General features: G+C 36.8%; 37 protein-coding genes and 1 pseudogene. 35 read left to right on the forward strand and 3 right to left on the reverse strand.

All coding sequences use genetic code 11. The features are described from left to right. Positions 1-77: 77 nt before the first annotated feature. The 33 genes and pseudogenes from ABC371_RS09330 to ABC371_RS09490 all read left to right on the forward strand — a co-directional run bounded on the left by ABC371_RS09330 (position 78) and on the right by ABC371_RS09490 (position 20,247). Positions 78-854, forward strand: coding sequence for a serine hydrolase (locus ABC371_RS09330; protein WP_412896548.1), 777 nt, complete (start codon positions 78-80; stop codon positions 852-854). 29 nt (positions 855-883) lie between these two features. After that, positions 884-1,669, forward strand: coding sequence for a class I SAM-dependent methyltransferase (locus ABC371_RS09335; RefSeq protein WP_412896549.1), 786 nt, complete (start codon positions 884-886; stop codon positions 1,667-1,669). An 88-nt stretch (positions 1,670-1,757) separates the two neighbouring features. Next, positions 1,758-2,024 (forward strand): adhesin, encoded by a 267-nt coding sequence (locus ABC371_RS09340; protein ID WP_412896550.1) that lies wholly within the window; start codon positions 1,758-1,760, stop codon positions 2,022-2,024. A gap of 15 nt (positions 2,025-2,039) precedes the next feature. Next, positions 2,040-2,381: a rhodanese-like domain-containing protein gene (locus tag ABC371_RS09345; protein WP_412896551.1), complete on the forward strand. Its 342-nt coding sequence runs from the start codon at positions 2,040-2,042 to the stop codon at positions 2,379-2,381. Between the two features lie 315 nt (positions 2,382-2,696). Beyond that, the gene (locus tag ABC371_RS09350; RefSeq protein WP_412896552.1) at positions 2,697-3,056 is read left to right on the forward strand and encodes a hypothetical protein; all 360 of its coding nucleotides are present in this window, start codon (positions 2,697-2,699) and stop codon (positions 3,054-3,056) included. Between the two features lie 38 nt (positions 3,057-3,094). Continuing rightward, the gene (locus ABC371_RS09355; RefSeq protein ID WP_488192749.1) at positions 3,095-3,466 is read left to right on the forward strand and encodes a YhfM domain-containing protein; all 372 of its coding nucleotides are present in this window, start codon (positions 3,095-3,097) and stop codon (positions 3,464-3,466) included. A 17-nt stretch (positions 3,467-3,483) separates the two neighbouring features. Beyond that, on the forward strand, positions 3,484-3,954 hold the full coding sequence (locus tag ABC371_RS09360; protein ID WP_412896554.1) for an NUDIX domain-containing protein: 471 nt from the start codon (positions 3,484-3,486) through the stop codon (positions 3,952-3,954). Between the two features lie 140 nt (positions 3,955-4,094). Continuing rightward, entirely contained in the window at positions 4,095-4,484 is a 390-nt protein-coding gene (locus ABC371_RS09365) for a coiled-coil domain-containing protein (protein WP_412896555.1), read from the forward strand. Between the two features lie 166 nt (positions 4,485-4,650). Beyond that, positions 4,651-5,148, forward strand: a complete 498-nt coding sequence (locus ABC371_RS09370; protein WP_412896556.1) for an NUDIX hydrolase — start codon at positions 4,651-4,653, stop codon at positions 5,146-5,148. Positions 5,149-5,365: 217 nt separating this feature from the next. Beyond that, complete coding sequence (locus tag ABC371_RS09375) at positions 5,366-5,896, forward strand: shikimate kinase (protein WP_412896557.1); 531 nt, start codon at positions 5,366-5,368, stop codon at positions 5,894-5,896. A 6-nt stretch (positions 5,897-5,902) separates the two neighbouring features. Next, positions 5,903-6,460 carry a histidine phosphatase family protein gene (locus ABC371_RS09380; RefSeq protein WP_412896558.1) on the forward strand — a complete coding sequence of 186 codons (558 nt, stop codon included), beginning with the start codon at positions 5,903-5,905 and terminating at the stop codon, positions 6,458-6,460. Between the two features lie 12 nt (positions 6,461-6,472). Continuing rightward, positions 6,473-6,613, forward strand: a complete 141-nt coding sequence (locus ABC371_RS09385; protein ID WP_412896559.1) for a hypothetical protein — start codon at positions 6,473-6,475, stop codon at positions 6,611-6,613. A gap of 41 nt (positions 6,614-6,654) precedes the next feature. Beyond that, the gene (locus tag ABC371_RS09390) at positions 6,655-7,158 is read left to right on the forward strand and encodes a hypothetical protein (protein WP_412896560.1); all 504 of its coding nucleotides are present in this window, start codon (positions 6,655-6,657) and stop codon (positions 7,156-7,158) included. A 9-nt stretch (positions 7,159-7,167) separates the two neighbouring features. Continuing rightward, positions 7,168-7,596 carry a cytidine deaminase gene (locus tag ABC371_RS09395; protein WP_412896561.1) on the forward strand — a complete coding sequence of 143 codons (429 nt, stop codon included), beginning with the start codon at positions 7,168-7,170 and terminating at the stop codon, positions 7,594-7,596. 36 nt (positions 7,597-7,632) lie between these two features. Then, complete coding sequence (locus ABC371_RS09400; protein ID WP_412896562.1) at positions 7,633-7,935, forward strand: TIGR04104 family putative zinc finger protein; 303 nt, start codon at positions 7,633-7,635, stop codon at positions 7,933-7,935. A gap of 22 nt (positions 7,936-7,957) precedes the next feature. Then, positions 7,958-8,740, forward strand: a complete 783-nt coding sequence (locus ABC371_RS09405; RefSeq protein ID WP_412896563.1) for an aminoglycoside 6-adenylyltransferase — start codon at positions 7,958-7,960, stop codon at positions 8,738-8,740. A 156-nt stretch (positions 8,741-8,896) separates the two neighbouring features. Next, positions 8,897-9,412 (forward strand): DUF4352 domain-containing protein, encoded by a 516-nt coding sequence (locus tag ABC371_RS09410; RefSeq protein WP_412896564.1) that lies wholly within the window; start codon positions 8,897-8,899, stop codon positions 9,410-9,412. A 166-nt stretch (positions 9,413-9,578) separates the two neighbouring features. Continuing rightward, a complete protein-coding gene (locus ABC371_RS09415; protein ID WP_412896565.1) occupies positions 9,579-10,532 on the forward strand; it encodes a PstS family phosphate ABC transporter substrate-binding protein in 954 nt (317 codons plus the stop codon). Between the two features lie 53 nt (positions 10,533-10,585). Further along, on the forward strand, positions 10,586-11,524 hold the full coding sequence (gene pstC, locus ABC371_RS09420) for a phosphate ABC transporter permease subunit PstC (RefSeq protein WP_412896566.1): 939 nt from the start codon (positions 10,586-10,588) through the stop codon (positions 11,522-11,524). A gap of 2 nt (positions 11,525-11,526) precedes the next feature. Next, positions 11,527-12,411 (forward strand): phosphate ABC transporter permease PstA, encoded by an 885-nt coding sequence (pstA, locus tag ABC371_RS09425; RefSeq protein ID WP_412896567.1) that lies wholly within the window; start codon positions 11,527-11,529, stop codon positions 12,409-12,411. 24 nt (positions 12,412-12,435) lie between these two features. Continuing rightward, positions 12,436-13,266 (forward strand): phosphate ABC transporter ATP-binding protein PstB, encoded by an 831-nt coding sequence (pstB, locus tag ABC371_RS09430; protein WP_412896568.1) that lies wholly within the window; start codon positions 12,436-12,438, stop codon positions 13,264-13,266. A 17-nt stretch (positions 13,267-13,283) separates the two neighbouring features. Next, positions 13,284-13,943, forward strand: a complete 660-nt coding sequence (gene phoU / locus ABC371_RS09435; RefSeq protein ID WP_412899310.1) for a phosphate signaling complex protein PhoU — start codon at positions 13,284-13,286, stop codon at positions 13,941-13,943. A gap of 37 nt (positions 13,944-13,980) precedes the next feature. Beyond that, a complete protein-coding gene (locus ABC371_RS09440) occupies positions 13,981-14,136 on the forward strand; it encodes a hypothetical protein (RefSeq protein ID WP_412896569.1) in 156 nt (51 codons plus the stop codon). A gap of 123 nt (positions 14,137-14,259) precedes the next feature. After that, entirely contained in the window at positions 14,260-15,081 is an 822-nt protein-coding gene (locus tag ABC371_RS09445; protein WP_412896570.1) for a glycerophosphodiester phosphodiesterase, read from the forward strand. Between the two features lie 78 nt (positions 15,082-15,159). Beyond that, entirely contained in the window at positions 15,160-15,576 is a 417-nt protein-coding gene (locus tag ABC371_RS09450) for a GNAT family N-acetyltransferase (RefSeq protein WP_412896571.1), read from the forward strand. 11 nt (positions 15,577-15,587) lie between these two features. Then, a pseudogene (locus tag ABC371_RS09455) lies at positions 15,588-16,085 on the forward strand (N-acetyltransferase family protein). 99 nt (positions 16,086-16,184) lie between these two features. Further along, positions 16,185-16,592 carry a hypothetical protein gene (locus ABC371_RS09460; protein ID WP_412899311.1) on the forward strand — a complete coding sequence of 136 codons (408 nt, stop codon included), beginning with the start codon at positions 16,185-16,187 and terminating at the stop codon, positions 16,590-16,592. 510 nt (positions 16,593-17,102) lie between these two features. Continuing rightward, positions 17,103-17,618 carry a hypothetical protein gene (locus ABC371_RS09465; RefSeq protein WP_412896572.1) on the forward strand — a complete coding sequence of 172 codons (516 nt, stop codon included), beginning with the start codon at positions 17,103-17,105 and terminating at the stop codon, positions 17,616-17,618. Positions 17,619-17,637: 19 nt separating this feature from the next. After that, positions 17,638-17,829 carry a hypothetical protein gene (locus tag ABC371_RS09470; RefSeq protein WP_412896573.1) on the forward strand — a complete coding sequence of 64 codons (192 nt, stop codon included), beginning with the start codon at positions 17,638-17,640 and terminating at the stop codon, positions 17,827-17,829. A gap of 135 nt (positions 17,830-17,964) precedes the next feature. Further along, on the forward strand, positions 17,965-18,741 hold the full coding sequence (locus ABC371_RS09475; protein ID WP_412896574.1) for a TerC family protein: 777 nt from the start codon (positions 17,965-17,967) through the stop codon (positions 18,739-18,741). A 76-nt stretch (positions 18,742-18,817) separates the two neighbouring features. After that, complete coding sequence (locus tag ABC371_RS09480) at positions 18,818-19,006, forward strand: PspC domain-containing protein (RefSeq protein WP_412896575.1); 189 nt, start codon at positions 18,818-18,820, stop codon at positions 19,004-19,006. A 369-nt stretch (positions 19,007-19,375) separates the two neighbouring features. After that, positions 19,376-19,543, forward strand: a complete 168-nt coding sequence (locus tag ABC371_RS09485) for a hypothetical protein (RefSeq protein ID WP_412896576.1) — start codon at positions 19,376-19,378, stop codon at positions 19,541-19,543. Between the two features lie 398 nt (positions 19,544-19,941). Next, the gene (locus tag ABC371_RS09490; RefSeq protein WP_412896577.1) at positions 19,942-20,247 is read left to right on the forward strand and encodes a DUF3221 domain-containing protein; all 306 of its coding nucleotides are present in this window, start codon (positions 19,942-19,944) and stop codon (positions 20,245-20,247) included. Positions 20,248-20,413: 166 nt separating this feature from the next. On the opposite strand, the gene ABC371_RS09495 is transcribed toward ABC371_RS09490, so the two are convergent. Beyond that, positions 20,414-20,857 carry an SRPBCC family protein gene (locus tag ABC371_RS09495; RefSeq protein WP_412896578.1) on the reverse strand — a complete coding sequence of 148 codons (444 nt, stop codon included), beginning with the start codon at positions 20,855-20,857 and terminating at the stop codon, positions 20,414-20,416. Between the two features lie 49 nt (positions 20,858-20,906). Between ABC371_RS09495 and ABC371_RS09500 the strand changes: the two genes are divergently transcribed. Next, a complete protein-coding gene (locus tag ABC371_RS09500) occupies positions 20,907-21,413 on the forward strand; it encodes a DNA-deoxyinosine glycosylase (protein WP_412899312.1) in 507 nt (168 codons plus the stop codon). Here the strand turns inward: ABC371_RS09500 and ABC371_RS09505 are convergent. Continuing rightward, complete coding sequence (locus ABC371_RS09505) at positions 21,408-21,884, reverse strand: glutathione peroxidase (RefSeq protein ID WP_412896579.1); 477 nt, start codon at positions 21,882-21,884, stop codon at positions 21,408-21,410. The genes ABC371_RS09500 and ABC371_RS09505 overlap by 6 nt on opposite strands. Before the next feature lie 260 nt (positions 21,885-22,144). On the opposite strand from ABC371_RS09505, the gene ABC371_RS09510 reads away from it, so the two are divergent. After that, positions 22,145-22,705, forward strand: coding sequence for an AAA family ATPase (locus ABC371_RS09510; protein WP_412896580.1), 561 nt, complete (start codon positions 22,145-22,147; stop codon positions 22,703-22,705). A gap of 46 nt (positions 22,706-22,751) precedes the next feature. Here the strand turns inward: ABC371_RS09510 and ABC371_RS09515 are convergent, their stop codons facing one another. Further along, complete coding sequence (locus ABC371_RS09515) at positions 22,752-23,339, reverse strand: lysophospholipid acyltransferase family protein (protein WP_412896581.1); 588 nt, start codon at positions 23,337-23,339, stop codon at positions 22,752-22,754. Positions 23,340-23,417 lie beyond the last annotated feature (78 nt).

The following is a 23,417-nucleotide window of genomic DNA, read 5'->3' on the forward strand; positions in this document are numbered from 1 at the left end:
GCTATTTTAACATGTATTGTAAAATTATAGAAATTTATTGGTGGTATTTAAATCAAAAAAGAAGGAGTGATTTTGAAATGCTGAAAATACTTGAAAAGGTAAACGAAATAGAATCAGGCGAAGTGGGAATGATTATTTTTTCACAGCTCAAACAGGAGATTGTATTGTCGCATAATGAAAAATTAGTAGTACCTCTAGCTTCAGCTGCCAAAGTTGCCATTGGGTTTTGTATAGCAAAATCAGTAGAGGAAGGAAATTGTAAATGGTATGACATAATAAAAAATATTAGCTATGACCCGAACGAGGATAGTAACGAATTATATCCTCATTTTCAAAATAGGGAGAACCTAACCCTTCAAGAAGCTGTTGAAGTAATGATAGCTTGCCACGATCAATCAGTTGCTAATAGTATTGTTCAATTTTTAGGAGGATGGGAAAAGGCAAATCAAATGATTAAATCCTATTTTCCTAGAGTGAATATCTCCCCAGATCCCAGGAGTTCAGATAACAAGGGCGAATTGAATCATCTAATGAACCTCTTATGTGAAGTATACCAAGGTTATGAACAAAATCCGGTGTTATGGCATCCACTTTTAAACGGCTTAGTTAGGCAACGTGGGGAGATAGACGGAATACCGTCCCATTTGTTAAACCATATGACGGGAGGATTAGAAGATCTAATCGTTGATATGGGGATAATGGGTGAATTTACAAAACATCCATTATTGTATGTTTTAGGGGCTAAGAATCTCCCCAATCGGTACCAAGAAAAATTGGCTGATGAAAAAATTATGGAAGTTATGAAAAAAATTTATAATGAGTATTGTGATCAAGGGGACGCGCAAATTAGATAAACAATGGTTCCTTGAAAGGAGAATGCTAGTTGAGTGAATGGAAGGAACTCACTGATGAATCGCAGGAGAGATGGGAACAGAATGCGGAACATTGGGATGATTACATGGGGGAAGAGAGCAATCGATTTCATCGAGAGCTGATCCGCCCTTATACTGAAAAACTATTAAATGTAAAAACAGACCAGACCATTTTAGATATTGCGTGTGGAAATGGCAATTTTTCAAAGCGACTGGCAGAATTAGGAGCAAAGGTTGTTGCATTTGATTACTCTGAAAAAATGATAGAACGAGCAAAAATCAGAACAAAGGAATACATCAATCAAATTGAATACAAAGTAATCGATGCGACCAGTTACGAGCAATTATCCAAATTAGGCAATGAAAAATTTGATAGTGCCGTTGCAAATATGGCATTAATGGATATTGCGGATATCCGCCCATTAGTCAATTCCCTACAGAGGGTGTTAAAACCTGATGGGATTTTTGTTTTTTCTATCACACATCCTTGCTTTCAACCCCCAGGTTTACGGAAAATCACCGAAACCGAAGATAGGAATGGGCATGTGGTCACCACAAACAGCATCCAAATATCAAAATATCTCACCCCGGAACCTTATAAAGCAATTGGTATAAAAGGCCAGTCCATCCCTCATCTTATGTTCCACCGCCCATTATCGTATTATCTGAATCTATTTTTTGAATCTAATTTTTTATTGGACGGTATGGAGGAGCCAAGCTTCCAAAATGAAACCAATAAATTTGAGTGGAATGAGATTCCACCTGTACTTATATTTCGGTTTCGAAAACTGCTCTAGTGGATTCATATTTAATGTTCACAAGGGTTGGGCAAGTTTCAAATAACGTTTATAATGAAGGTATAGATGGTTTTAGGAGGAGTATACGATGTACATAACTGACGAGGCTAAGCAATTATTGGAAAAATCGGGTGCGGTGGGAATTCGACTATATACTGTTCCGAACAGCAGTGACGGACCGCAAATTGCTTTAGCGATTGATGAGCCACATGAATTTGACCGTGTTCAAACGATTAAAGGAATTAAAGTAGCATTCGATCCAAGCGTAACAGGAACTGAAATCTTAACGTTAGACAAAGAAGAGAATGAAAATGGTGTTGGATTAGTATTAACAGGTCCTGGAAGCTATTCATAAAAAGGAGGAACAAAAATGCCCCTTAAAAAAATTACACCAGAAGAATTGTATCAAAAAATGAACGAGCAAGAAAAGGTTGTCCTATTAGATGTAAGGGCTGAGGACAAGTACAATGATTTTCATATAGAAGGTCCCACAATTGAAAGTCAAAACATACATAAGGCTGAAATTTTTAATGTAGAAGAAAACAATGGTAAGGCGATTGATTCCTTACCAAAGAACAAAAAAATTATCGTAACGTGCACAACAGGAAACTCTGCAACTAAGTGCGCGAACATCCTTTCAGAGCACGAGTATAATGTTGCTGTATTAGAGGGTGGAATCACTGCGTGGAAAGAATATTTAAAAGCGAAATAATGAAAAGCGAGGGCGATTGCTAATAGTAGGCGATCGTCCTTTTCGTTAAAAAATGAACAAAGAGATTCAATTTAATACAAAAAAGCAAAGGATTTTAAGAATAGCGCAGCGAATTATTTACCATTGGGTGCTCTGATTTTTACCGCAAAGAAGAACGTCACAATCTTTTAATTTCGAAAATGAGGTGGAACATTTTTTAGTTCTGCTGAATGTTAAAATAGTCGAAATCCCTCATGATTGAATAATAGAAACATATATTTTACATACGACAAGTTCTCCTGTATCAAAGTCATGTTTCAGAGGGGAGATGGCAAAATGAGTTACGAGATGCGGATTGCGACAATGTTAGCTGACCAGATCGATGGCTTTATTCAATTCGTTCAAGAAAACTATGATCATAAATATAAAAGCTATGTGGAGAATCCTGATAAATTGTACCAGGTCAAGCTGTTAATTGAAGAATTTAAATTCAAACTTAACGCTGCTGAACTTAGGAGAATCAACCGGTTTTCTTGGAATGAAAAGTACAACAATCTACTAGTCGAAGATGTAAAAAAAGGTTTGGACGTCATTGAGGAATATGTGGAGCGGAACTACAACGATTTATTTATCTTAACCGGAAGACTGCACACGCTACGTAGCCTATGTTCTTCATTTCAATTATTGCCCGAGTAGGGGGAAATGACATTAAAAAGGGTATTCTATTTATATTGATGCTGTTTGTGATGACTGGATGTTTAAGCGATCAAGACCAAGATGACCAATACATAAAAATTCAAAAGCGCATAGCCAATGATAATAATTATGTGGACTTTAAGGAAATAATCGATAACGAACAAGTTCAAACGGTGAAAAGGATATTAGGTAATGCAGATTGGGAAAAAGCAAAAGTTGAAATGGATAGGCCTCCTGAATATCAATTTATATTCCAATTTAAAAATTTAGATAATGAGGATAAAGCGTTGGTACATATGCTTTGGGTAAATAAAAACATACTGGCTTTAGTAAGAGGTAATGATGAGTACGTTCAACTAAACATGGAAGACTCGGAGGCATTACTTGAAATTATAGGTGGGGAAAATTAATTGAAAGGAATGCTGTCATGACCTATCACATACGTGTAAGAGCGGGTGCAGTTATTATCGAAAACAATTCAATTCTCCTAGTTGAATTTGAGGATGAAAAGGGCCTTCATTATAATTTGCCATCAGGCGGTGTAGAGCCTAACGAAACAGTAATTGAAGCAGTCCAAAGGGAAGCGATGGAAGAGGCTTCGGTTGAAGTTGAGGTTGGTCCATTAGCCTTTGTATATGAATATGCTCCTCATAAAAACTCCAATATATATGGTGAAACACATTCAATATCCTTGCTGTTTGAGTGTGAAATAAAAAACGGTTCGTCACCAAGATTTCCTAGCAACCCAGATCAAAATCAAACGGGTGTAAAATGGATTCCACTTTCTGAATTAAATCAAATCGTCTTATACCCAAATATCAAAGAACACCTCGTTCACTATGTTTCAAACCGAAAACATATTGATTTAATCGAAGAGCATTTGTTAGTGGAAAATTAGTAAAAGACTCTCGTTAATATCCTGAATCTTGTGATAAGGTTTTTACTATGTACCCCTTTAATAAACAATCTTGACACAAATTGTAATTTGATAATGGACTAGGACATGATACAATTTTAGAGGAAAAGGGGAGTGTTGGGATGGAAGAACTATTAAAGCAAATATTAACAGGACAAGACGAGATAAGACATGAAATAATTAATATGAAAAATGAAGTATCGGCAGTAAAAACAGAAGTAACTGCAGTGAAAAAGGAATTAGGCTCTGTAAAAACAGAAGTAACTTCAGTAAAAGCAGAATTAGGCTCGGTAAAAACTGAACTGAAAAGTGAAATATCAGCAGTCAAAACTGAATTAAAAAGTGAAATTCTAGAAGTGAAAGAGGCAGTACACCGTATTGAACTAAGTCAGCCTCAAGATATAGTTGCCTTGCTGGAGCGGATGAATTTAAATCTCGAAAATAAAACAGAAGTTTTAAACAAACGTGTTTTTAATGTAGAAGTAGAAATTGAGCGATTAAAACAACAATAAAAAACGAACTCTTCCTAGGTAAGCCCAACACTGACGTATATAACTAGAACACCATGACCTAAAGATAGGTTATGGTGATTTTTATTTTTCTAGAAATATGAAAAAGGATTAACATGATTTTTGTGGAAATAATGACTAGAAGTTTTATTACACGGAGGAATTTCAAATGTATTCATATACCATCTGTTTTATTAAGCAAGGAAATAAGATTTTGCTGCTAAATCGGGAGTCGCCTGAGTGGATGGGAATCTGGAATGGCGTTGGAGGAAAGCTAGAGGAAAGTGAGACTCCGCTTGAATGTGTTCTTCGTGAGATTAGCGAAGAAACGGGTATTGAAATGAAGCCGGAAAACGTTTGGCATAAGGGCAACATCTCCTGGACGAACCCAAGGCATTCGTATTTTGACGGGATGTATGTATTTGTTGCGGAGTTACCAGATGCATACGAATACCATACACCACTCAAAACCGATGAAGGTATTTTGGATTGGAAAGACCTATCTTGGATTCTACATCCGAAAAACGTAGGATTAGCCAACTTAAAATACTTTTTACACGAGATTCTTAATGATGCAACGAATTATGAACATCGGTTTTTGTATGATGGAGACGTTGTTGTGGATTTCTCTAGAATACCATTGGTAGAACCTCTTCTAACTAAGTGAATATTTTAAGAGGCAGGCTTATCAATGAACGTAAGTAGATCCTGTTATTGAAAGAATCATAGAAATTTCGACAAATGTGTAAGGCCAAGGTTTAGCCCTTGGTCTTTTTTATTAGAACTGAAACTGCTCCATTTTAAGAGTTCTTACCAATGTTACTGAGAGTTAGAGGAAAAATCCTGTCGATATCGAATATACATATTATGGCAGGTGGTTGGATTTGGAAAATAAACTCCCGAAGAGAATCCACATAATTGTATCGGTTGGAAGTGGCAAGACAACATTCGCAAAACAACTTTCTTCAAAGTTGAATATCCCATTTTATGAACTGGACAATGTTGTCTGGATAAGGGATAAGGCTGGAGATATAAGGAGAACCGAAAAGGAAAGAGAAGTGTATCTAGAAACGATTATTCAATCAGATAGTTGGATTATTGAAGGTGTCCATAACGAAGAATGGGTATCAAGTAGTTTCAATCATGCTGATTTGATTATCTTTCTAGACCCTAGTTATCAAACCCGGACATATCGTATCATCAAAAGATTTCTGAAACAAAAACTTTGGTTAGAGGATTCAAATTATAAACCGACATGGAAAATCTTCTTGAAAATGTTCAAATGGAATCGTCAATTTGAAGAGGTGGGTAAACCAAATATCTTAAGTAAGAATAGTGTACATAAAGAAAAACTAGTAATCTTTAAAGACAGCGATCCTTTAAAGCAATTTAATAAGGAAATAAGAAGGGAGTAACCTAAATTGTGTACGAATTTGTATCTTGTTCGTCATGCCCATTCGATTTACACCCCAGAAGAAGTAACAAGACCGTTATCTGAAAAAGGGAAGGCGGATGCACTAAGAGTTACTAGCATTCTTGTAAAAGAAAAGATTGATATAGTCATTTCAAGCCCCTATAAAAGGGCCATTCAAACAGTAGAAGGAGTTGCGGATTCCATACATCAAAATGTAAAAATAATAGACGATTTTAAGGAAAGAAAGTTGTCTAAAGGACCTGTCGCAGACTTTGATTCAGCCATTCGAAAGGTTTGGGAGGATGAACGTTTTTCGTGGGCAGGTGGAGAATCTAATCTCGTCGCTCAGAAGCGAGGAGTCGAGGCAACACATAGAGTTCTCGAAACCTATGAAGGAAAAAATATTGTAGTCGGAACTCATGGTAATTTGATGGTGCTGATTATGAATTATTTTAATAAAAAATATGATTTTTCCTTCTGGAGTGAACTCGATATGCCAGACATTTATAAACTTACTTTTGAAAATGGAAAATTAGTAGAGGTCAACCGAATGTGGCAAAGATAAGGAGGAAAAGGTATGTTTGATCCGGTTTCTGCAGTTTTAAATGTAGTTTTTTTGGTACTCATTATCTATTTAATTTCACGGGTCGCTCATTTTATGAAAGATGTTAAAAATAAGTTAAATGAGTTAGATAGAAAGATAGATAGAGGAAAATAAAGAATCGACGGTAAAAAACCACTAGGAAAGGAGCCGAAACCTTGAAAAGTTTATTTTTAGGGATTCTCCTCTTAGTATTATTAACAGGGTGTTCCTCTGAAATATGGAAAGTTGTTGCGAGTGAAAAAAACATGCCGTCCAATATGCTTGAAATTAAGAGAGAACCTAGTGAATCTCCGAACATTAACTCTTTAGTAATCAAAGTCACGAATGCCGAACAACTAACCGAGGCTTGGGATTATTTTTCGATGGAGAAGAAAACTCCTAAAGCCGATTTCGATACATATGACTACTATTTTGTAGGTATTACAGAATCAAGCAGTTGTCCTTTTAAATTAAAGGATGTAACCGTAAATGATAGTAATGAGGAATTAAATTTTTATTTTAGACAAAAAGGTGGTTCGTGTAATTCTGCTGCAACACCCAGAACGGTTCTAGTCGAAGTGGAGAAAAACGATGCGATTCGTTTAGAAAATGCATTAATTATCTATCATTCCGGGAATCGAGAGACAAGAACTACTGAAATAATAAGAGGAATAGAGTGAGGGATAGAAATGTTACATGTCAAACCATTAGATGATAAAGATTATGAACTTATAAAAGCAGCGGAAAAGGTAATCGAAAAGAACTATGGATATGGCCGTCATCATATTGGCGCAGCAGTTCGAACAACGTCTGGCAATGTGTATGCTGCTGTTCATTTGGAAGCGAATGTTGGTAGAATTGCGGTTTGCGGAGAAGCGATGGCCATGGGGAAGTCCATCTCTGAAGGGGATCACGAATTTGAAACAATCGTAGCAGTTGCACACCCACATCCTCATGAAAATATTGAAAAGTGCTGGGTGGTAGCCCCTTGCGGCATGTGCAGAGAGCTCATCAGCGACTACGGTAAAGATACCGATGTGATCATTACATATAACGGTGAATTAGTAAAATGCAATATCATGCAATTGTTGCCTGAAAAATACGGAAGTGAACTTTAATAGAATGTCCGTTATGAGTGGAAAGGAGTTTGTTATATGCCTACATGCCAAAAGTGTAATAAAAAATGGAGTTGGAAACAAACCTTCAAAAAATCCTTTACATTAACGAATGCACTGACCTGCCCCAATTGCGGGGAAAAACAATACATTACCCCCCGTACAAGGAAGATATCTACAGTTATTAGTTTTATAGCAACTTTTTTGGGTCTTTTTTTGAATTTCTATTTTGATTCTCCTCATGTTGTATTGTTTATAATGTTAGGCTTTTTGTCGCTTATTATAGTGATTTATCCATTTTACCTAGAAACATCAAACAAAGAAGAGCCATTATTCGGCTAGTACCAAGGAGACTATGAAAAGGATGTATAGTCCAGAGGAAAGAAAAAGTTATTTTGATATGATGATTGCGAAAATGCAGACATCTGATCTTGTAGAAGGAATTGTACAAATCGGTTCCGGAGTCACCGGCTACAGTGATGAGTATTCGGATGTTGATTTAATGGTGACTACTTCTAGAACGAAAGATGCTGAGTCAACGAAGGATATTGTTCGCGCGTTTTTTTCAGAAATACATCCTATTTATATAAAAGAAAAACAATTTACGAAAGATATTTTTCTTCTGATCGTGATTATGGAAAACAAACTAGAGTTTAATGTGTCGATTGTTCCAAGAAAATTTTTTTCCGTGAAATCACCTCTATGGAAAGTGCTGGTAGATAAAACAGGCTTAGTGACTGAAAAAATGAATCAAGAAAATCAAAAGTTCTTTAATCAAGATGACAAATATGAAGTTGGATTTGATTTACCATTTGAATTTGTCTATTGTGCAACGAGTCTAGAGAAAGCTCTAAGGAGAAAGAATGTCATCTATGCACTCAAAATGCTTGAGACAATGAGGGCCTACACCTTACTAGTACAAGCGATGAATGAAGGTAAGAAACTACACCAATTTAAGGCTTATGATTCATTAGAGCCATCCTTTATTACATCCTATCTTTCAACTTATCCAGAAAAAATGGATCCAATAACTATAGAAACTTCAGCAGAAATGGTAGTGGCACTTTTTGAGGACGTATTAAAGCAAAATTCCCATTTTTCCATGAATCACGATTTGCAACAGCTACTAAACAAGACCCTTGTTTAAGTCTTTGAACTGAAATGCATGAGTTTAGGTTTCCGCATTTCAGTACAACTGTTTTTTTACCAATAATGGCATGTAATTGCTATCTTTCATACAAGACTTTTGGTATAATATTTCTGAATATTATCAATTTTTAAATACAAAAAGGGGGCTTATGGAATGAAGAAATGGGGGTTTTTATTTGTACTTGTTTTAACGGTATTATTAATTAGTGCATGTGGTGGTGGGGATTCAGAAACCGGAGGAGACGGAATTAGTGAGGATGGCACCTTAACAATAGGTGAAACCGGCCTTTACAAATCAACTGCTGGTGATTTTGAGGTAACAATAAACAGTGTTAAGTATGAAACAGGTGAAGATGGTGAAAAGGCTCTAAGAGGTACATACGTTGTAGCAAACGCAACCGTAACAAGCCGAACATCACAGGCTGTAAAAATAGAAGATGTTTTACCGTTTAAAATCTTTGTCGACAACGTCGTTAACTGGAACAATGTTTCAGCTGGAACGGAATTCAGTTTTGGTACTCAAATTTCAGGAGAAATAAAGGAAGGGGACTCCATTACGGGTGACATCATATTTGATGCGAGAGAATCAGAAACGTATAAAATCATGCTTGGCAGCAAAGCAGAAACTACCAAACTTGAATGGGATCTAACCTCCGACGATTTTCAATAGATAAATCTTTAAGCGTTGATTTTAAATGAATCAACGCTTTTTTTATGGAGAGATAGCAGCCTTACATGAATGATCGTGAGTTGAAGTCTTTTTTTTCTCTACTTTAATAAATTACCTTTTTAGTGGGAAATGTAAGAAAGATAAAAAAAAAGATAGGGTGATTCTCATGAAAGTTAAGGTCAAAAATCTCTTTGTATTGTCAATTTTACTCTTTGTTTTAACAGCATGTGGTGGTGGAAACGATAACGGAAACGGAGGAGGGCTAGAAGGAAGTGTTGTTATTGATGGGTCAGGAACTGTTTTTCCGTTAATGTCAAAGCTCGCAGAAGATTACATGATTAATGAACAGGAAAACGTGTCAGTTGAGGTAAGTCGGTCTGGGACAAGTGCTGGCTTTAAAAAGTTCTTAGTAGAAGGTGGCGGCACAGATTTTAATGATGCTTCAAGAAAAATAAAAGAGGAAGAGCTTGCTAAGGCTGAGGAGCTAGGAATTACAGTGAAGGAATTTAAGGTTGCTCTAGATGGCATAACAATTGTTGTTAATAAGGAAAATGATTGGGCGACAGATCTTACTCAACAAGAAGTCATTGATATATTCTCAGCAAGTGCAGGTAAAAAGAATTGGTCAGATGTTCGAGAAGGGTTCCCTAATGAACCAATAAAAACATATGGTCCCAACGAAAACCATGGTACATACGAATTCTTCTGGGAAACCATCTTGAAAGAGCAGGATCTCGTTGGAGGGATTAATCTGCAACAGGAGTACTCGACCTTAGTTGACTTAGTAACAAAAAATAAAAATGCGATTGCGTTTTTTGGATATGGCTACTATGCAAGCAATAAGGATAAGTTAAATGCGGTAAAAATTGATTTTGGTAATGGTCCGGTAGGACCAACGCTTGACACGATTAAAGAAGACGGTGCATATGCCCCATTTACCCGACCTGTATTTACCTATTTAAACGAGGGAAATGCCAAAGAGAAACCACAAGTTCTAGACTTTGCGATCTATGCAATGAAGAATGCAGAGGCAGCTTCAGCAGAAACAGGTTTTGCCCCATTACCAGCTGAGGAACTTCAGGCATCCGTAGACTATTTAGAAGCCTTAAAGCAACAGTAATCGGCTAGAGCGAGTATTCTCTTTATATTAAAGGGTGAAAGGGAGGTAAGGAAATGGGAAATCAAAAAGAATTAAATGTAAGAGAGATGATTCAAGAAAAACAAAAAGCAGTAAGCTTTAACAATGTCACTGAAAAGCTTATGCCAAAGTTTTTGTTTATTATCGCAATCATCTCCATTCTTACTACGATTGGCATCCTATATACCCTTTTGAGCGAAGCGGTGCATTTTTTTAAAGATGTGCCCTTCCTTGATTTCTTTACAGGCACCAAATTAAAACCACTAGGGGCTAACGCGAAATTTGGGATTTTACCTTTATTGACGGGCACCGTTATCTCATCAGCGATTGCGATGTTAGTCGCAATCCCAATTGGAATCATGTCAGCTATTTATTTAAGTGAATATGCGTCAGAAAATGTTAGAAGGACATTGAAGCCGCTGTTAGAGGTACTAGCCGGAATACCAACCATCGTGTACGGATTCTTCGCATTTACCTTTGTTACTCCATTATTACAATCGTTTATTCCAAGTTTAGAACCGACAAATATTCTGAGTCCAGGAATTGTAATGGGGGTTATGATTATACCGATGATTGCGTCTCTCTCAGAAGATGCGATGAGTTCTGTGCCAAATGCAATGAGGGAAGGAGCTTTGGCACTTGGAGCAACGAAGCTCGAGGTAACGTGGCGTGTTGTAATCCCGGCTGCGATTTCTGGAATCATCGCATCTTTTGTACTCGGGATTTCAAGAGCCATCGGTGAAACAATGATTGTCACAATTGCGAGCGGTAGCTCCAAAAATTTCACGTTTGATGTTACTCAATCCATGCAAACAATGACGGCTTATATAGTTGAGGTAACAGGCGGAGAGGCAGCAGCAGGATCAACTTTATACTATAGCTTGTATGCCGTTGCCATCACGTTATTTTTCTTTACCTTAATTATGAATTTAATTGCCCAATATATCTCTAAACGATTTAGGGAGGGGTATTAAATATGAAATATGTGGATGCAAACCAAGTACAGAAAAAGATGGGGTCTCGACTCCTTACAAATCGAATTTTGAAAATCATTTTTCTTTTATCAACATTATTAGGCCTAGTTGTTCTAGTTATGTTGTTTTATCGTGTAATAGCAGATGGGCTAGGCTGGATTAATTTAGACTTTATAACTAGTAAATTATCCACTGATCCAGATAGAGCGGGGATTATGGGTGCCATTTTAGGAACAGTGTGGTTGATGGTTGTGGTTGCCCCAGTAACGATGTTCCTTGGGATAGGCACAGCGATTTATCTAGAAGAATACGCGACAAAAGGCAGGTTGCAGTCATTTATTCAAACGAATATTGCAAATTTAGCGGGTGTTCCTTCGATTGTTTTTGGTATTCTCGGGTTGACAGTCTTTGTTAGGACGTTGGGTCTTGGTAATATTGTGCTTGCTGGAGGATTGACGATGTCGCTACTTGTTCTTCCAATCGTAGTGGTGGCCAGCCAAGAGGCACTCCGCGCAGTTCCTCAATTTTTGAGGGAGGCGTCCTATGGATTAGGAGCAACGAAATGGCAAACGATAAAAAAGGTTGTACTTCCTGCTGCCATACCAGGAATCTTAACAGGTGTAATTTTAGCCTTATCACGTGCAGTTGGTGAAACAGCTCCACTAGTTGTAATAGGAATCCCGGCGCTGTTAATTCCATTTCCAGATACCATTTTTGACAAGTTTACTGTGTTACCAATCCAAATTTATTATTGGACCTTAGATTCAGCATTGGTGGCGGAATATGCTAACTTAGCAGCTGCAACAATCATAATCCTACTTTTAATACTTTTGATCATGAACTCAATCGCAGTCATCATCCGAAATAAATTTCAAAAACGATATTAACCAACCATCTGGAGGAAATAACAAATGCCAGTTGAAACTGAAAATAAGAAGAAGTTTGTTCAGGGAATCAATAAAAAGTCCGAGCCGACAGATACAAATAAGAAAATCGTCTATGATACGAAGAATTTAAACTTATGGTATGGAGAAGACCAGGCATTGAAGGAAATTAATCTTCAAATTGCCGAAAATGAAGTAACGGCTATTATTGGACCTTCAGGGTGTGGAAAATCGACATACCTCAAAACCTTAAACCGAATGGTTGAATTAATCCCGATTGTTCGTACATCTGGCGAGATTTTGTATCGTGGAAAAAATATCTTTGATAAATCCTATCCAGTTGAAGCATTAAGAACGAATGTGGGAATGGTGTTTCAAAAACCAAATCCTTTTCCAAAATCAATCTACGATAATATTGCATATGGTCCGCGAATCCATGGGATACGAAATAAAAAAATATTAGATGAAATTGTAGAAAAAAGTCTGCGAGGAGCAGCGATTTGGGATGAAGTCAAAGACCGTTTGAAAGAAAATGCCTATGGGATGTCTGGCGGCCAACAGCAGCGACTTTGTATTGCGAGATGTTTGGCTATTGAACCGGATGTTATTTTAATGGATGAACCAACCTCAGCACTTGATCCGATTTCTACTTTAAAAGTGGAGGATTTAATACAAGAATTGAAAAAGAATTACAGTATTATCATCGTCACTCATAATATGCAGCAAGCTGCGAGAATCTCAGAAAAAACAGCATTTTTCTTAAGTGGAGAAGTCATAGAGTTTTCAAATACAAGTAAAATGTTTTCAAATCCGGATAAAAAGGAAACAGAAGATTATATCACGGGTCGTTTTGGGTAAAAAAGGGGGAATTTATGATGACAGTACGAGCGACGTTTCAAGCGGATTTAAACGAGTTAAAAGAAATGATCATCCAATTAGGGAGTCAAGCACAAGAAGCAGTCGGACAAGCCATCGATGCCTTAAAAAGTCAGGATGTAGATAAAGCGTTAAAAATTATTGAAAATGACACACAGCTAAATTTAATGGAAGAAGAGATTAATGATAAAGCGATTTTGTTAATTGCACAGCAAGCACCAGTAGCTATTGATCTCCGAAGAGTTATTGTTGCGATTAAAATTTCATCTGACCTTGAAAGAGTAGGGGATTTAGCTGTAAATATTGCGAAATCAGTCATTCGAATTGGAACTCAACAATTGATTAAACCAATTGAAGACATACCACGAATGGCAGAGGTAGCCAATAAAATGGTAGCAGATTCCCTTAGAGCATATAGCGAGGAAGATGTTGAACTCGCAAAAAATGTTGCCAAAGTAGATGACCAAGTGGATGAAGCGTATGGAATACTGATTAAAGAATTATTAGGACTAATGACTCAAAAACCTGAAAATATTTCACAAATTACACAATTGTCTTTCATATGTAGAAATATCGAAAGAGTGGCAGACCACTCAACGAACATTTCAGAAAGCATTCTGTATTTAATTAAAGGGAAGAGATACGATTTAAACCAATAAAGTTCTTTAAGGAAATACAACTCCAGGAGGTATCACAATGAAAGACAGGAAGTCAGAAGCTGAATCTGCTAACATAAAGATTAACCAGATACTAAACGGTGAGGAAGTTCAAGATTCCTTTGATACCGACTCTCTTATCAATAATAATAACACTGCACTTGTCGTGAAAAATATGGAAACAGACACTGAATAAATGTATAAAAATTGCTTGGGATGCCAAGCATTTTTTTTATATTAAGTGTTGTAAGTAAGTGGAAAAACAGCTTGTTAATATGTTTAAATGGTATTAAATGATGAAACGATGGGAAGGATTCGTTTGGTAAAAAGGTATTTGATTCTGACATTGTTAATAAGCCTCGGATTTACAACGATTGCATTAGCTATAACAGAGCGTAAAGAAGAACCTGTGAGAGCATGGGAATCGTTGATCATTGCCCATCGAGGAGCAAATGACCGGTTTAATGAACATACATTAACGGCCTATAAAATAGCTTCTCAAGATGGGATTGATTATTTAGAAATTGATCTGCGTATGACAAAGGATGGCGAACTGGTAGCCATGCATGATGATACCATCGATCGAACGACGAATGGAAAAGGAAAGGTTTCTGATTATCCATTGGCGGAGCTAAAAAATTTCAAAACAGTGTCGACTTTTAATAATAAAATGGTATCAGAGGAAATTCCAAGCTTACGAGAGATTTTTGATGAGTTTTCTGATACGGAGAATTTTTATATTGAAACAAGGCTTGTGAATAACCAGTTAGCTATGGAGGAGAAAGTCATTGATCTCTTAGAAGAATATCAGTTACTCAATGATAAGAGAGTCATCCTTCAATCCTTTTCTACTAAAAGTCTAGATAAGCTTAGTACGTTAGCACCGGATATTCCACTTACCTTTTTGTTTAAAAAAGGGAAATTTGATTTGAATAAGGCTATTGCAACCGACTACCCCATTATCGGGATCGAATCAAGTGACATTACGGCCCGCATTGTAAAGAAATTACACGACAATGGTAAGAAAGTACATGTTTATTTTACAAATAAGAAAACACAAAAAAGGGAACAAACTCGCTTGAAAGACTTGCAAATAGATGGCTACTTCACCGATTACATCCTTTATACAAAGGAATTATAACGGGACACGGGGACAGGTACATCGTCCCGTTTGGGACAATGTACTGTCCCTCTGAACCAAAGGAACAAGGAGAGGACTATGAAAACCATAATTAAAACAATCGATAAGGAAAGAGCCTGGGAGGTCCGACATAAAGTCATGTGGCCTGATAAGGACTTTGACTACATAAAATTAGAAGATGACGATAGTGGGATTCATTATGGTTTCTTTAAGGAAGACAAGCTAATTTCGGTAATCTCCCTATTTATCAATCATCAGGAGGCTCAGTTTCGTAAGTTTGCAACACTCCAACATGAACAAGGTAAGGGATACGGAAGTAGATTATTAGAATTTGTGATAAATGAGGCAATGAATCAAGACTTGAACAGGATATGGTGTAACGCCAGACAGAAAAAGATAGACTTTTATAAAAAATTCGGATTGCAAGAAACCAACCACCGTTTTACAAAAGGCGGTAAATCCTATGTCATCATGGAGAAGATTATCGAAGGTTAGGGGGAAGTAGATTGCTAGTAAAAGAAATTACACCCGCAGATGCAGAAAACTTTGTTAAGCTGACCCAGCAGGTGGAAAATACATCAGATTACATGCTATGGGAAGCGGGAGAACGGAAAGTGAGTCCTGACCAGCAACGGAAAATGATTGAGAGATTCGAATCAGATGAGAATTCGACGATTCTTGTTGCGGAGGAAGAAAATCAGTTGATTGGTTTCATAATGGCTATTGGCGGCAATGCAAGAAGAAACAAACATTCAGTATACATCGTAATTGGAATCTTGAAGGATTACAGGGGAATAGGCGTGGGTACAAAGCTATTTAAACAACTATAAAAATGGGCGTTAACCCAAGAAATCCATCGCTTGGAATTGACCGTTGTGACTCAAAATGCAGCAGGTTTATCTTTATATAAAAAGCTGGGATTTGAAATTGAAGGTACCAAACGCCATTCCCTTTTAATCGGAGGTGTCTTTGTTGATGAATACTATATGGCAAAGATATTGTGAATCGTAAAGTGTGATGCCCTATGCAGGAATCACACTTTTTTTGTGGAATTAAACATACAAACGAAAGGCGTCTATAAGGGGAGAATTAAGGTGTTTAAAATGGAAAACCAAATAGCTGAATTTACACGGATACACGACGAATTTATCATAGATTGGAACAATGCATTGGAGACAGGAGACGCTTCCTCTATAGAAAGAATGAGGGAAGATTATTATGCTATCTTGTTTAATGAGACCAATGAAAAACCAGTACTTGTTGGTAGGGAAGATGCGATTTTGTGTATACGAGAATCTGTTAAACAACTATTAGGAACAAAAAAGAAATGTAAAAATCGTGTCATTCGTATGAAGGATTCCAAGAATGTTGCGGTCTTCTACGAACTGTTAATTGAAAATGAAGAAAAGGTTTTAGCAAGACTATTTACAATTGAGACCTGGCAGCTTATAGACGGAAAGTGGATGCTCGTGAGGGTAGTAGAAGAACCACTCATTCTTAAAATGGAGTGATTTTCATGAAAAGCGTCTTTAGTATCGGGCATTGAGAAGCAATCCAATAGAAGAACTTAAAAAGAGGAAAGAGTAACTGTTTTTTGTGGAAGAAAAAAATGGTAAAAAAACTGAAACTTCTGCCAATATTCCACGTAAATGTATAATGAAGGGAGTGGGTTCCTTGAAAAAATACATGATCATTGTTTTATTAGTGGTAGTTGTAGAGTTATGCTTGCTTATCGGAATTTCATTATTTTTTGATTCAAACCTTGCTAACACCATGTTCCTGGGCTCCAGCATTTTCGTCATTTTTGCCTTTTTGATGAGTTCCACAGGATGCTCTTTTAGGGAACTATAAACTCCAACACGAGAAAATGACATTAAGAATCAGTCCCTTTTTAGTTGGTTCGATTTTATGTTTTGGAATGTATTTTGTTTTATTTTACTTTGGGTTTTTAACGTAATGGAGAATTAAAATGAATAAAACAATTTTTTTAACGATCGCAGGTGATTTTTAGATGGAGTTGAATGGATTTGGCAGATGAAAAACAAGACGTACTACCAAGAAAACTACTCGCAGCATCCCTCACAGGTGCTCTATTTGCAATCCTCCTAGGCTTATTCGTTCCGAGCCCATTTGGGGATGAAATCAACTCTATAAAAGAATACTTGTGGAGTTTCACAAGGGCTGTGCCCTTTTACCTCATGTACAGTTTTCCAGTTATCTTCGTTTACGGAACGGTAACATCCATCATAAGTGATTTCTTATCAGGGCTCATTGCGAAAAATAGGATGAAACGGTCGGAGCCATATCTGTCATTCGTCTTACACTTACTTTTCGGTTCCATCCTTCAATGGGTTAGTCTGGGTGCTGCAATACAGTATTTTATCATAGACTGGATTTTACGAAAAAAGAAGAACCGATACAATTGGCGTCAAGCTTTCATGAGTATTGCCATTCCGTTTTTATTATGGATCATTTTCATGGGAATTATTTGGATTATGGATTTTTTTAAGGATGGATCGGATTATTTTGTCTATTAACTTTCCAGGAGGAGAAAAAATGAGTCCTTTAATAGCCCTTTTAATTATTGTTGTCGCTCTCTTAGCCGATTATTTTTGGTTTGATGTCGATAAGAAACGATGGGGATGGATGAAAAACTGGTCAAAGCTCAATAAAGGGTTATTCTTGTCAGGGCTTACCGTCGTTACGGTATTGATTTACGTTGGATTAAGTATCAAATATTTCAACTGAAAGCCGCGTTTTTCACATAGCGTGCTCTGGTAATTGCATCCTTTTTGTAATGAAAGGATAGCTCAATTATTAAGGGAAATTCTAATAATAAGTGGAGTTTAAATGATATTCTTAGTTACGTTAGGAGCGAAATAGATGGAGACAATATGGCTAGAATACGCATGGGCATTGTTAATTTTAATTGGCTTGGAAGGATTGTTATCAGCCGATAATGCCCTCGTACTTGCAGTTATAGCCAGACATTTACCAGAGGATCAAAAAAAGAAAGCCATAAATTACGGAATCATAATGGCATTTGCTTTCCGATTTGTAGCCCTTTTTGCCATTTCATTCATCGCAAATGTTTGGCAAATACAGGCGATTGGTGCACTTTATCTCCTTTACCTAGGGTTAAAGCATATCATCCAAGCGAAGTTCGGAAAAGACAATAAAAATGTTCATAAAGAGGATGAAAAAGAAGCAGCCGGTAAGGGTTTTTGGCCTACCGTTGGGAAGATTGCATTAGCTGACCTTGCTTTTGCCATTGATTCGATATTAGCAGCAGTTGCACTTGCCCTTGGTCTACCAGATTCACCACTTGGCGATTTCGGCGGAATGGACGGGGGCCAATTTATTGTTGTGGTTCTTGGAGGCATTGCCGGTTTAATTTTAATCAAATTTGCAGCGACATGGTTTGTACAGCTTCTTGAAAAACGTCCTGCACTTGAAACAACCGCTTATGCCATTGTAGCCTGGGTCGGAGTCAAACTTGCTGTCATTACCCTTGCACATAAGGATATTGGGATCTTAGAACACGACTTTCCTCATAGTACCGTTTGGACGATTATCTTCTATGGAGTATTAGTCGCCATTGCCCTAATCGGTTGGTTTGCACCAAGTAATAAGAAACATATAAAAGATAAAGCCTCATAAAGACATCGATGCAGCAGGTACTTTTCTAATGATAGAAGAGTACCTTTTTTCTAAAAAAAGAGAGGGGAGATTATGATTGAATCAAAAATTAAGAAAATCCTCAACAGATAGGGCTATTATGGGCGTTTGTGGTGGTATCGCGGAATTTTTCGGTATATCCTCTTTTGCGGTAAGACTCATCTTTCTTCTTTTACCGCCTGCAAATATAGTAATCTATCTTATTCTTGCAAACACGATGTCGGACAACACGAAATCATTATATTGATTTATAGGTGGTTAACAGCTTATAGAATTAGGATTATGAATATGATGATTGGGGGAATGTACATGAGACTAATCAGCATAAGTTTGATTCTGTTCGTTATTATAAGCGTTCTATCTGGTTGCCAAACAACCAAGAGATATCATCAGACTTTTAAAGGGAGTAGCGATAATTGGTCAGCAGAGTGGATTGAAAAAGCAGAGGTAAAGTTGAAAAATAATAAAAAGACAGATGATCGATATGAAATTGAATATGAAAATCTTGAAACTATAACATTGAATTACATTGGGAACGAATCGGATTTAGGTCAATATGTTGAATTTTTATATAAAAATGGTCGAGCCTCAGTAGAAGCTACGGAGGGAGAAGTGATTGAAGTTGGGAGAGTTTTTTACCCACACTTGGGGAACTGGCGGTACTCCTCAGATCCCAAAAGATATGGATTTTGAACCAATAAAAAGCAAAGAAAGTATCCAAGAAATAACCATAAAATGGAATGGTAAAGAAGAAAAAGTTGAATTAAAATATGATGAAAAATGATTAAGCTTCCGACAGGGTATACACCTTAATAAGCTAAAAGTCATATTAGGCAAGAAAAGAGCAGGGTAGCCTAATTGTAAGTAGTTCAGTTTTAAGGTAGAAAAATTAAATTAACACCACAATTTTGAGTACAATTCGCACAAGAATTATACTTTTTATTTTTGTTGATATATCAATGCTCGGAGGAAAAAAGTATATAAAATAGCTCATAAATTAGCTTACAAATTAGTAGGCGGACAATGGCTATTGGTCATAAGTCAAAAGTTGTACTAATTCCTTTGTTAATTTTAGTTTGGAAGTTGATATAAGGATATTTTGTACTTAAGATAAATCAAGGTAACTAAATACTACTCTATTACGACTAATAATTTGAAGCTATTGAGGGAGGTAGAAACTAAATGAAAAAGAATTTGATTATACTGTTTTTAATATGTTTTACCTTAGTGGGTTGTAGCAATAAAGAAGAAGTTAAAGGTGAATTTGATATTAAGGGAAATATTGTTGAAATAAACGAAAAAGAAAATCGCATTTTAGTAGAGGATGCAGATAAAGGACAAACTTGGGTAGCCTTACCTGAAAACGGAAACATCAAGAATTTTCAAGAAGGACAGGAGGTTGTAGTTTGGGTGGAAGGTGGAATAGACACATCGGCTCCAGCTTCCGCAAAAGCATTAAATATTGAGATAACAACACCAAAGAAATAATACAAATAGTGTTAAAGGATTTCCGATTGTTTCGGAAATCCCTTTTAGTTTTATCACCTTTTATACTGCGAAATTATTTGTTAATTTTACTTCAAAATGCCTGTTATTTTATTCAATATTTCGGCATCGAATTTATATTTTCTATTTCAAAACTGAACTACTTAGCCTAATTGTGGACTACCCTAGTTTCACAATAATCTGCTAAACTTTTTAGAACAAATTCACCAGTCTGTTTCGTTGAGCTTTTAAATAGCTTATCAATTGCATTCATAACAGGACGATGATACTTGGTTTCAAACTCTTGATCCACTAGCGTGTGCTCACCCTGTTGGTGTAAGTGATACGAAAAAGTCATGATATAGGTCTGGGATTCAAGCTCGAACGCAAAATGCGAGTGTAGGCTGACTTCCTTATTCCTCCCCTGTAACAAAACATGTTCCTTACCTTCTTCGGCTGTCAGTTGGAAGGTAGCCCCTGTTTTCGACTCATCTTTTGGGTTAGAATAACGAATAGAAGTCACGTTCGGAAACCATTTTTCACGTAAACTCGCCTTTGCAATACTGTCAAATACATCTTTAATGGGTGCCTCGATAACAATAGATTGTTTCATGTTAAATGACCTCGAATGGTATGATAGATTAAACATAGCAGAAAAGGTGATGGTTGTGGAGAGAATTTTTGGTCTTGAGCCTATTTTTTGTGAGGACCCAAGAATACTGATCCTTGGCTCAATGCCGAGTGTAGAGTCACTAAGGAAACAAGAGTACTATGGCAACAAACGCAATCATTTTTGGAGAATCATGTTCATGCTTTTTGAAAGTCATGAACTAACAGACTACAAGGATAAAATTGCCTTTTTAAAAGAACGAAAAATTGCACTTTGGGACGTGTTATATAGCTGCCACCGTGAAGGTAGTTTGGACTCCAATATAAAAAATGAGGAACCGAATGAGATTGAGGCATTTGTAAAAAATCACCCGAACCTTCGTTTAATCGTTTGTAATGGCACAAAATCGTATAAAAGTTATCAAAAATACATTGGGCTCAATCGCTTACCTGAGGTTGAGGTAATTAAGCTTCCATCAACGAGCCCTGTCCCCGGCAAATATAACAAAACTCTTGAAGGCAAGCTCCAAGAGTGGAAAATTATCAAAGAATATCTATAATACTTTTTCAATGTCTTCCTCCATTTTAGCTGGCTCGGTTTGTGGGGCATAGCGTTCCACAACCTTTCCATTGCGATCAACTAAAAACTTAGTAAAGTTCCATTTAATCGCTTTTGACAACACCCCTTTTTGTTCGTCTTTTAAAAATTGAAATAGTGGATCTGCATTCTCGCCATTCACGTCAATTTTTGCAAACCTCGGAAATGTCACGCCATAATTCATCTCGCAAAAAGAGGTGGTCTCCTCGATTTTTTCGAATTCCTGATTTCCAAACTGAGCACACGGAAACCCAAGAACAACCAAGCCGTCTTTTTGATATTTTTCATATAGTTCCTGCAATCCCTTAAATTGCGGCGTGAATCCACATTTACTCGCTGTATTGACGATTAAAAGTGGTTTTCCCTCGTATTCTTTAAGCGACTTCATTTCCCCATTCACCGTTTTTACTTCAAAATCATACACACTTGCCATTTTTCCCACTCCCTTATGTACGAATTACCACAATCGTAAAGGATGTTCGTTTGAGATTCAAGTAAGTCTACTTAGATTCAGCGCCCTGCAGCTTTTACTGTTTTTAATTTGAAAATACTGTTCTTAGCTCCAAAATACTGTTTTTAATCTTAAATTACGGTCGATAATCAAAATTTACTGTTTATAAGTACATTTTACAGAAAAAACGTGAAATTTTGTGCATTTATGGTAGAATATTCAAAAAGAAAAGAGGAAGCCTTATGAAATTTGTACATATCTTTGGACCTCAAGCAGTAGGGAAAATGACGGTTGGGCAGGAACTAGCGAAAATAACAGATTTAAAGCTTTTTCACAACCACATGACAATTGACTTGGTGGGTCATTTTTTCGACTACAGTACAAAAGAGGCGAAACGGTTAGTCAAATTGTTTCGTCAGGAGATTTTTGAAGAAGTGTCAAAAAGTGACTTGTACGGCATGATTTTTACGTATGTCTGGATGTTTAACCTCGAGTCTGATTGGGAGTATGTAAAGGGACTTTCTGAGTTATTTGAATCCAGAGGGGCAACAGTATATTATGTTGAACTTGAAGCAGACCTGGAGGAGAGGCTCGAAAGAAATAAAACGCCAAATCGACTGGAACACAAGCCGAAAAAACGGGACATTGAATGGTCTGAAAATGATATAAAACAAACGATGGAAAAGCATCGCTTGAATTCATATGAAGGTGAAATTACCTTTGAAAACTACCTCAGAATAGACAACACGCACCTTAGCGCCGAAGAAGTTGCCAAGATGATCAAGGAAAAGTTTCAATTATAAATAACAACGCTTGGAATTCACACTCCAAGCGTTAGCTATGCCCGTTCTATAACTCATCACGAAGCAACTCGAATTTTCTCTCCAATTCATGCGTAAAATGTTCACGTGCCTGTTTTGCATCCATATCTGGTGATGCAATAAACATTGGATCTCCGAAAATAAGCTTTGCTTTTTTAAACTTCAGTAATTCTTTAACTGTATTTGGTCCAACATACGCTGCGGGAACAACAGGAACCTTGCCTCGTTGCGCGATCGTAATAGCCCCCTGCTTTAATGCAGTTTGTTCATTCGTACGTGTTCCGCTTGGGAACATACCTACAATCTCACCCTTTGAGAGCAATCGAGATGGAATTTTTAAAACGCTTGGGCCTGGGTTGTCACGGTCAACTGGGAATGCATTCAGCTTTGATAAAAAGCTACCAATTAGCTTGTTCGTGAATAACTCCTTTTTCGCCATGTAATGAATTTGGCGTGGCAACAAGGAAACACCTAGCCACAAAATATCGATATACCCTGTATGTGTACAAGCAATCACATAGGCGCCGTCCTTTGGAAGTTTCTCTTTGTTATAAACTTTAATTCCACCTGTTGCTGTAAGTATGCCTTTTAAAATAGATGCAATAAAATGATACACTTTGACTTACCCCTTCTTAAAAACATTTAATCTAGTAAAATTATAGCATGAATAAATACGAATAAAGTGAGGAAATAC

Origin of the sequence: Bacillus jepli (assembly GCF_047238305.1) — a bacterium.
Classification (GTDB): domain Bacteria; phylum Bacillota; class Bacilli; order Bacillales; family Bacillaceae_L; genus Ferdinandcohnia.

What these genes read in the sequence shown, in the direction of transcription:
- ABC371_RS09330 (WP_412896548.1), top strand. Translation starts at nt 78, where the DNA reads ATGCTGAAAATACTTGAAAAGGTAAACGAAATAGAATCAGGCGAAGTG.
- ABC371_RS09340 (WP_412896550.1), top strand. Translation starts at nt 1,758, where the DNA reads ATGTACATAACTGACGAGGCTAAGCAATTATTGGAAAAATCGGGTGCG.
- ABC371_RS09345 (WP_412896551.1), top strand. Translation starts at nt 2,040, where the DNA reads ATGCCCCTTAAAAAAATTACACCAGAAGAATTGTATCAAAAAATGAAC.
- ABC371_RS09350 (WP_412896552.1), top strand. Translation starts at nt 2,697, where the DNA reads ATGAGTTACGAGATGCGGATTGCGACAATGTTAGCTGACCAGATCGAT.
- ABC371_RS09355 (WP_488192749.1), top strand. Translation starts at nt 3,095, where the DNA reads ATGCTGTTTGTGATGACTGGATGTTTAAGCGATCAAGACCAAGATGAC.
- ABC371_RS09360 (WP_412896554.1), top strand. Translation starts at nt 3,484, where the DNA reads ATGACCTATCACATACGTGTAAGAGCGGGTGCAGTTATTATCGAAAAC.
- ABC371_RS09365 (WP_412896555.1), top strand. Translation starts at nt 4,095, where the DNA reads ATGGAAGAACTATTAAAGCAAATATTAACAGGACAAGACGAGATAAGA.
- ABC371_RS09370 (WP_412896556.1), top strand. Translation starts at nt 4,651, where the DNA reads ATGTATTCATATACCATCTGTTTTATTAAGCAAGGAAATAAGATTTTG.
- ABC371_RS09385 (WP_412896559.1), top strand. Translation starts at nt 6,473, where the DNA reads ATGTTTGATCCGGTTTCTGCAGTTTTAAATGTAGTTTTTTTGGTACTC.
- ABC371_RS09395 (WP_412896561.1), top strand. Translation starts at nt 7,168, where the DNA reads ATGTTACATGTCAAACCATTAGATGATAAAGATTATGAACTTATAAAA.
- ABC371_RS09400 (WP_412896562.1), top strand. Translation starts at nt 7,633, where the DNA reads ATGCCTACATGCCAAAAGTGTAATAAAAAATGGAGTTGGAAACAAACC.
- ABC371_RS09405 (WP_412896563.1), top strand. Translation starts at nt 7,958, where the DNA reads ATGTATAGTCCAGAGGAAAGAAAAAGTTATTTTGATATGATGATTGCG.
- ABC371_RS09410 (WP_412896564.1), top strand. Translation starts at nt 8,897, where the DNA reads ATGAAGAAATGGGGGTTTTTATTTGTACTTGTTTTAACGGTATTATTA.
- ABC371_RS09415 (WP_412896565.1), top strand. Translation starts at nt 9,579, where the DNA reads ATGAAAGTTAAGGTCAAAAATCTCTTTGTATTGTCAATTTTACTCTTT.
- pstC (WP_412896566.1), top strand. Translation starts at nt 10,586, where the DNA reads ATGGGAAATCAAAAAGAATTAAATGTAAGAGAGATGATTCAAGAAAAA.
- pstA (WP_412896567.1), top strand. Translation starts at nt 11,527, where the DNA reads ATGAAATATGTGGATGCAAACCAAGTACAGAAAAAGATGGGGTCTCGA.
- pstB (WP_412896568.1), top strand. Translation starts at nt 12,436, where the DNA reads ATGCCAGTTGAAACTGAAAATAAGAAGAAGTTTGTTCAGGGAATCAAT.
- phoU (WP_412899310.1), top strand. Translation starts at nt 13,284, where the DNA reads ATGACAGTACGAGCGACGTTTCAAGCGGATTTAAACGAGTTAAAAGAA.
- ABC371_RS09440 (WP_412896569.1), top strand. Translation starts at nt 13,981, where the DNA reads ATGAAAGACAGGAAGTCAGAAGCTGAATCTGCTAACATAAAGATTAAC.
- ABC371_RS09450 (WP_412896571.1), top strand. Translation starts at nt 15,160, where the DNA reads ATGAAAACCATAATTAAAACAATCGATAAGGAAAGAGCCTGGGAGGTC.
- ABC371_RS09460 (WP_412899311.1), top strand. Translation starts at nt 16,185, where the DNA reads ATGGAAAACCAAATAGCTGAATTTACACGGATACACGACGAATTTATC.
- ABC371_RS09465 (WP_412896572.1), top strand. Translation starts at nt 17,103, where the DNA reads ATGGATTTGGCAGATGAAAAACAAGACGTACTACCAAGAAAACTACTC.
- ABC371_RS09470 (WP_412896573.1), top strand. Translation starts at nt 17,638, where the DNA reads ATGAGTCCTTTAATAGCCCTTTTAATTATTGTTGTCGCTCTCTTAGCC.
- ABC371_RS09475 (WP_412896574.1), top strand. Translation starts at nt 17,965, where the DNA reads ATGGAGACAATATGGCTAGAATACGCATGGGCATTGTTAATTTTAATT.
- ABC371_RS09490 (WP_412896577.1), top strand. Translation starts at nt 19,942, where the DNA reads ATGAAAAAGAATTTGATTATACTGTTTTTAATATGTTTTACCTTAGTG.
- ABC371_RS09495 (WP_412896578.1), bottom strand. Translation starts at nt 20,857, where the DNA reads ATGAAACAATCTATTGTTATCGAGGCACCCATTAAAGATGTATTTGAC.
- ABC371_RS09500 (WP_412899312.1), top strand. Translation starts at nt 20,907, where the DNA reads ATGGTTGTGGAGAGAATTTTTGGTCTTGAGCCTATTTTTTGTGAGGAC.
- ABC371_RS09505 (WP_412896579.1), bottom strand. Translation starts at nt 21,884, where the DNA reads ATGGCAAGTGTGTATGATTTTGAAGTAAAAACGGTGAATGGGGAAATG.
- ABC371_RS09510 (WP_412896580.1), top strand. Translation starts at nt 22,145, where the DNA reads ATGAAATTTGTACATATCTTTGGACCTCAAGCAGTAGGGAAAATGACG.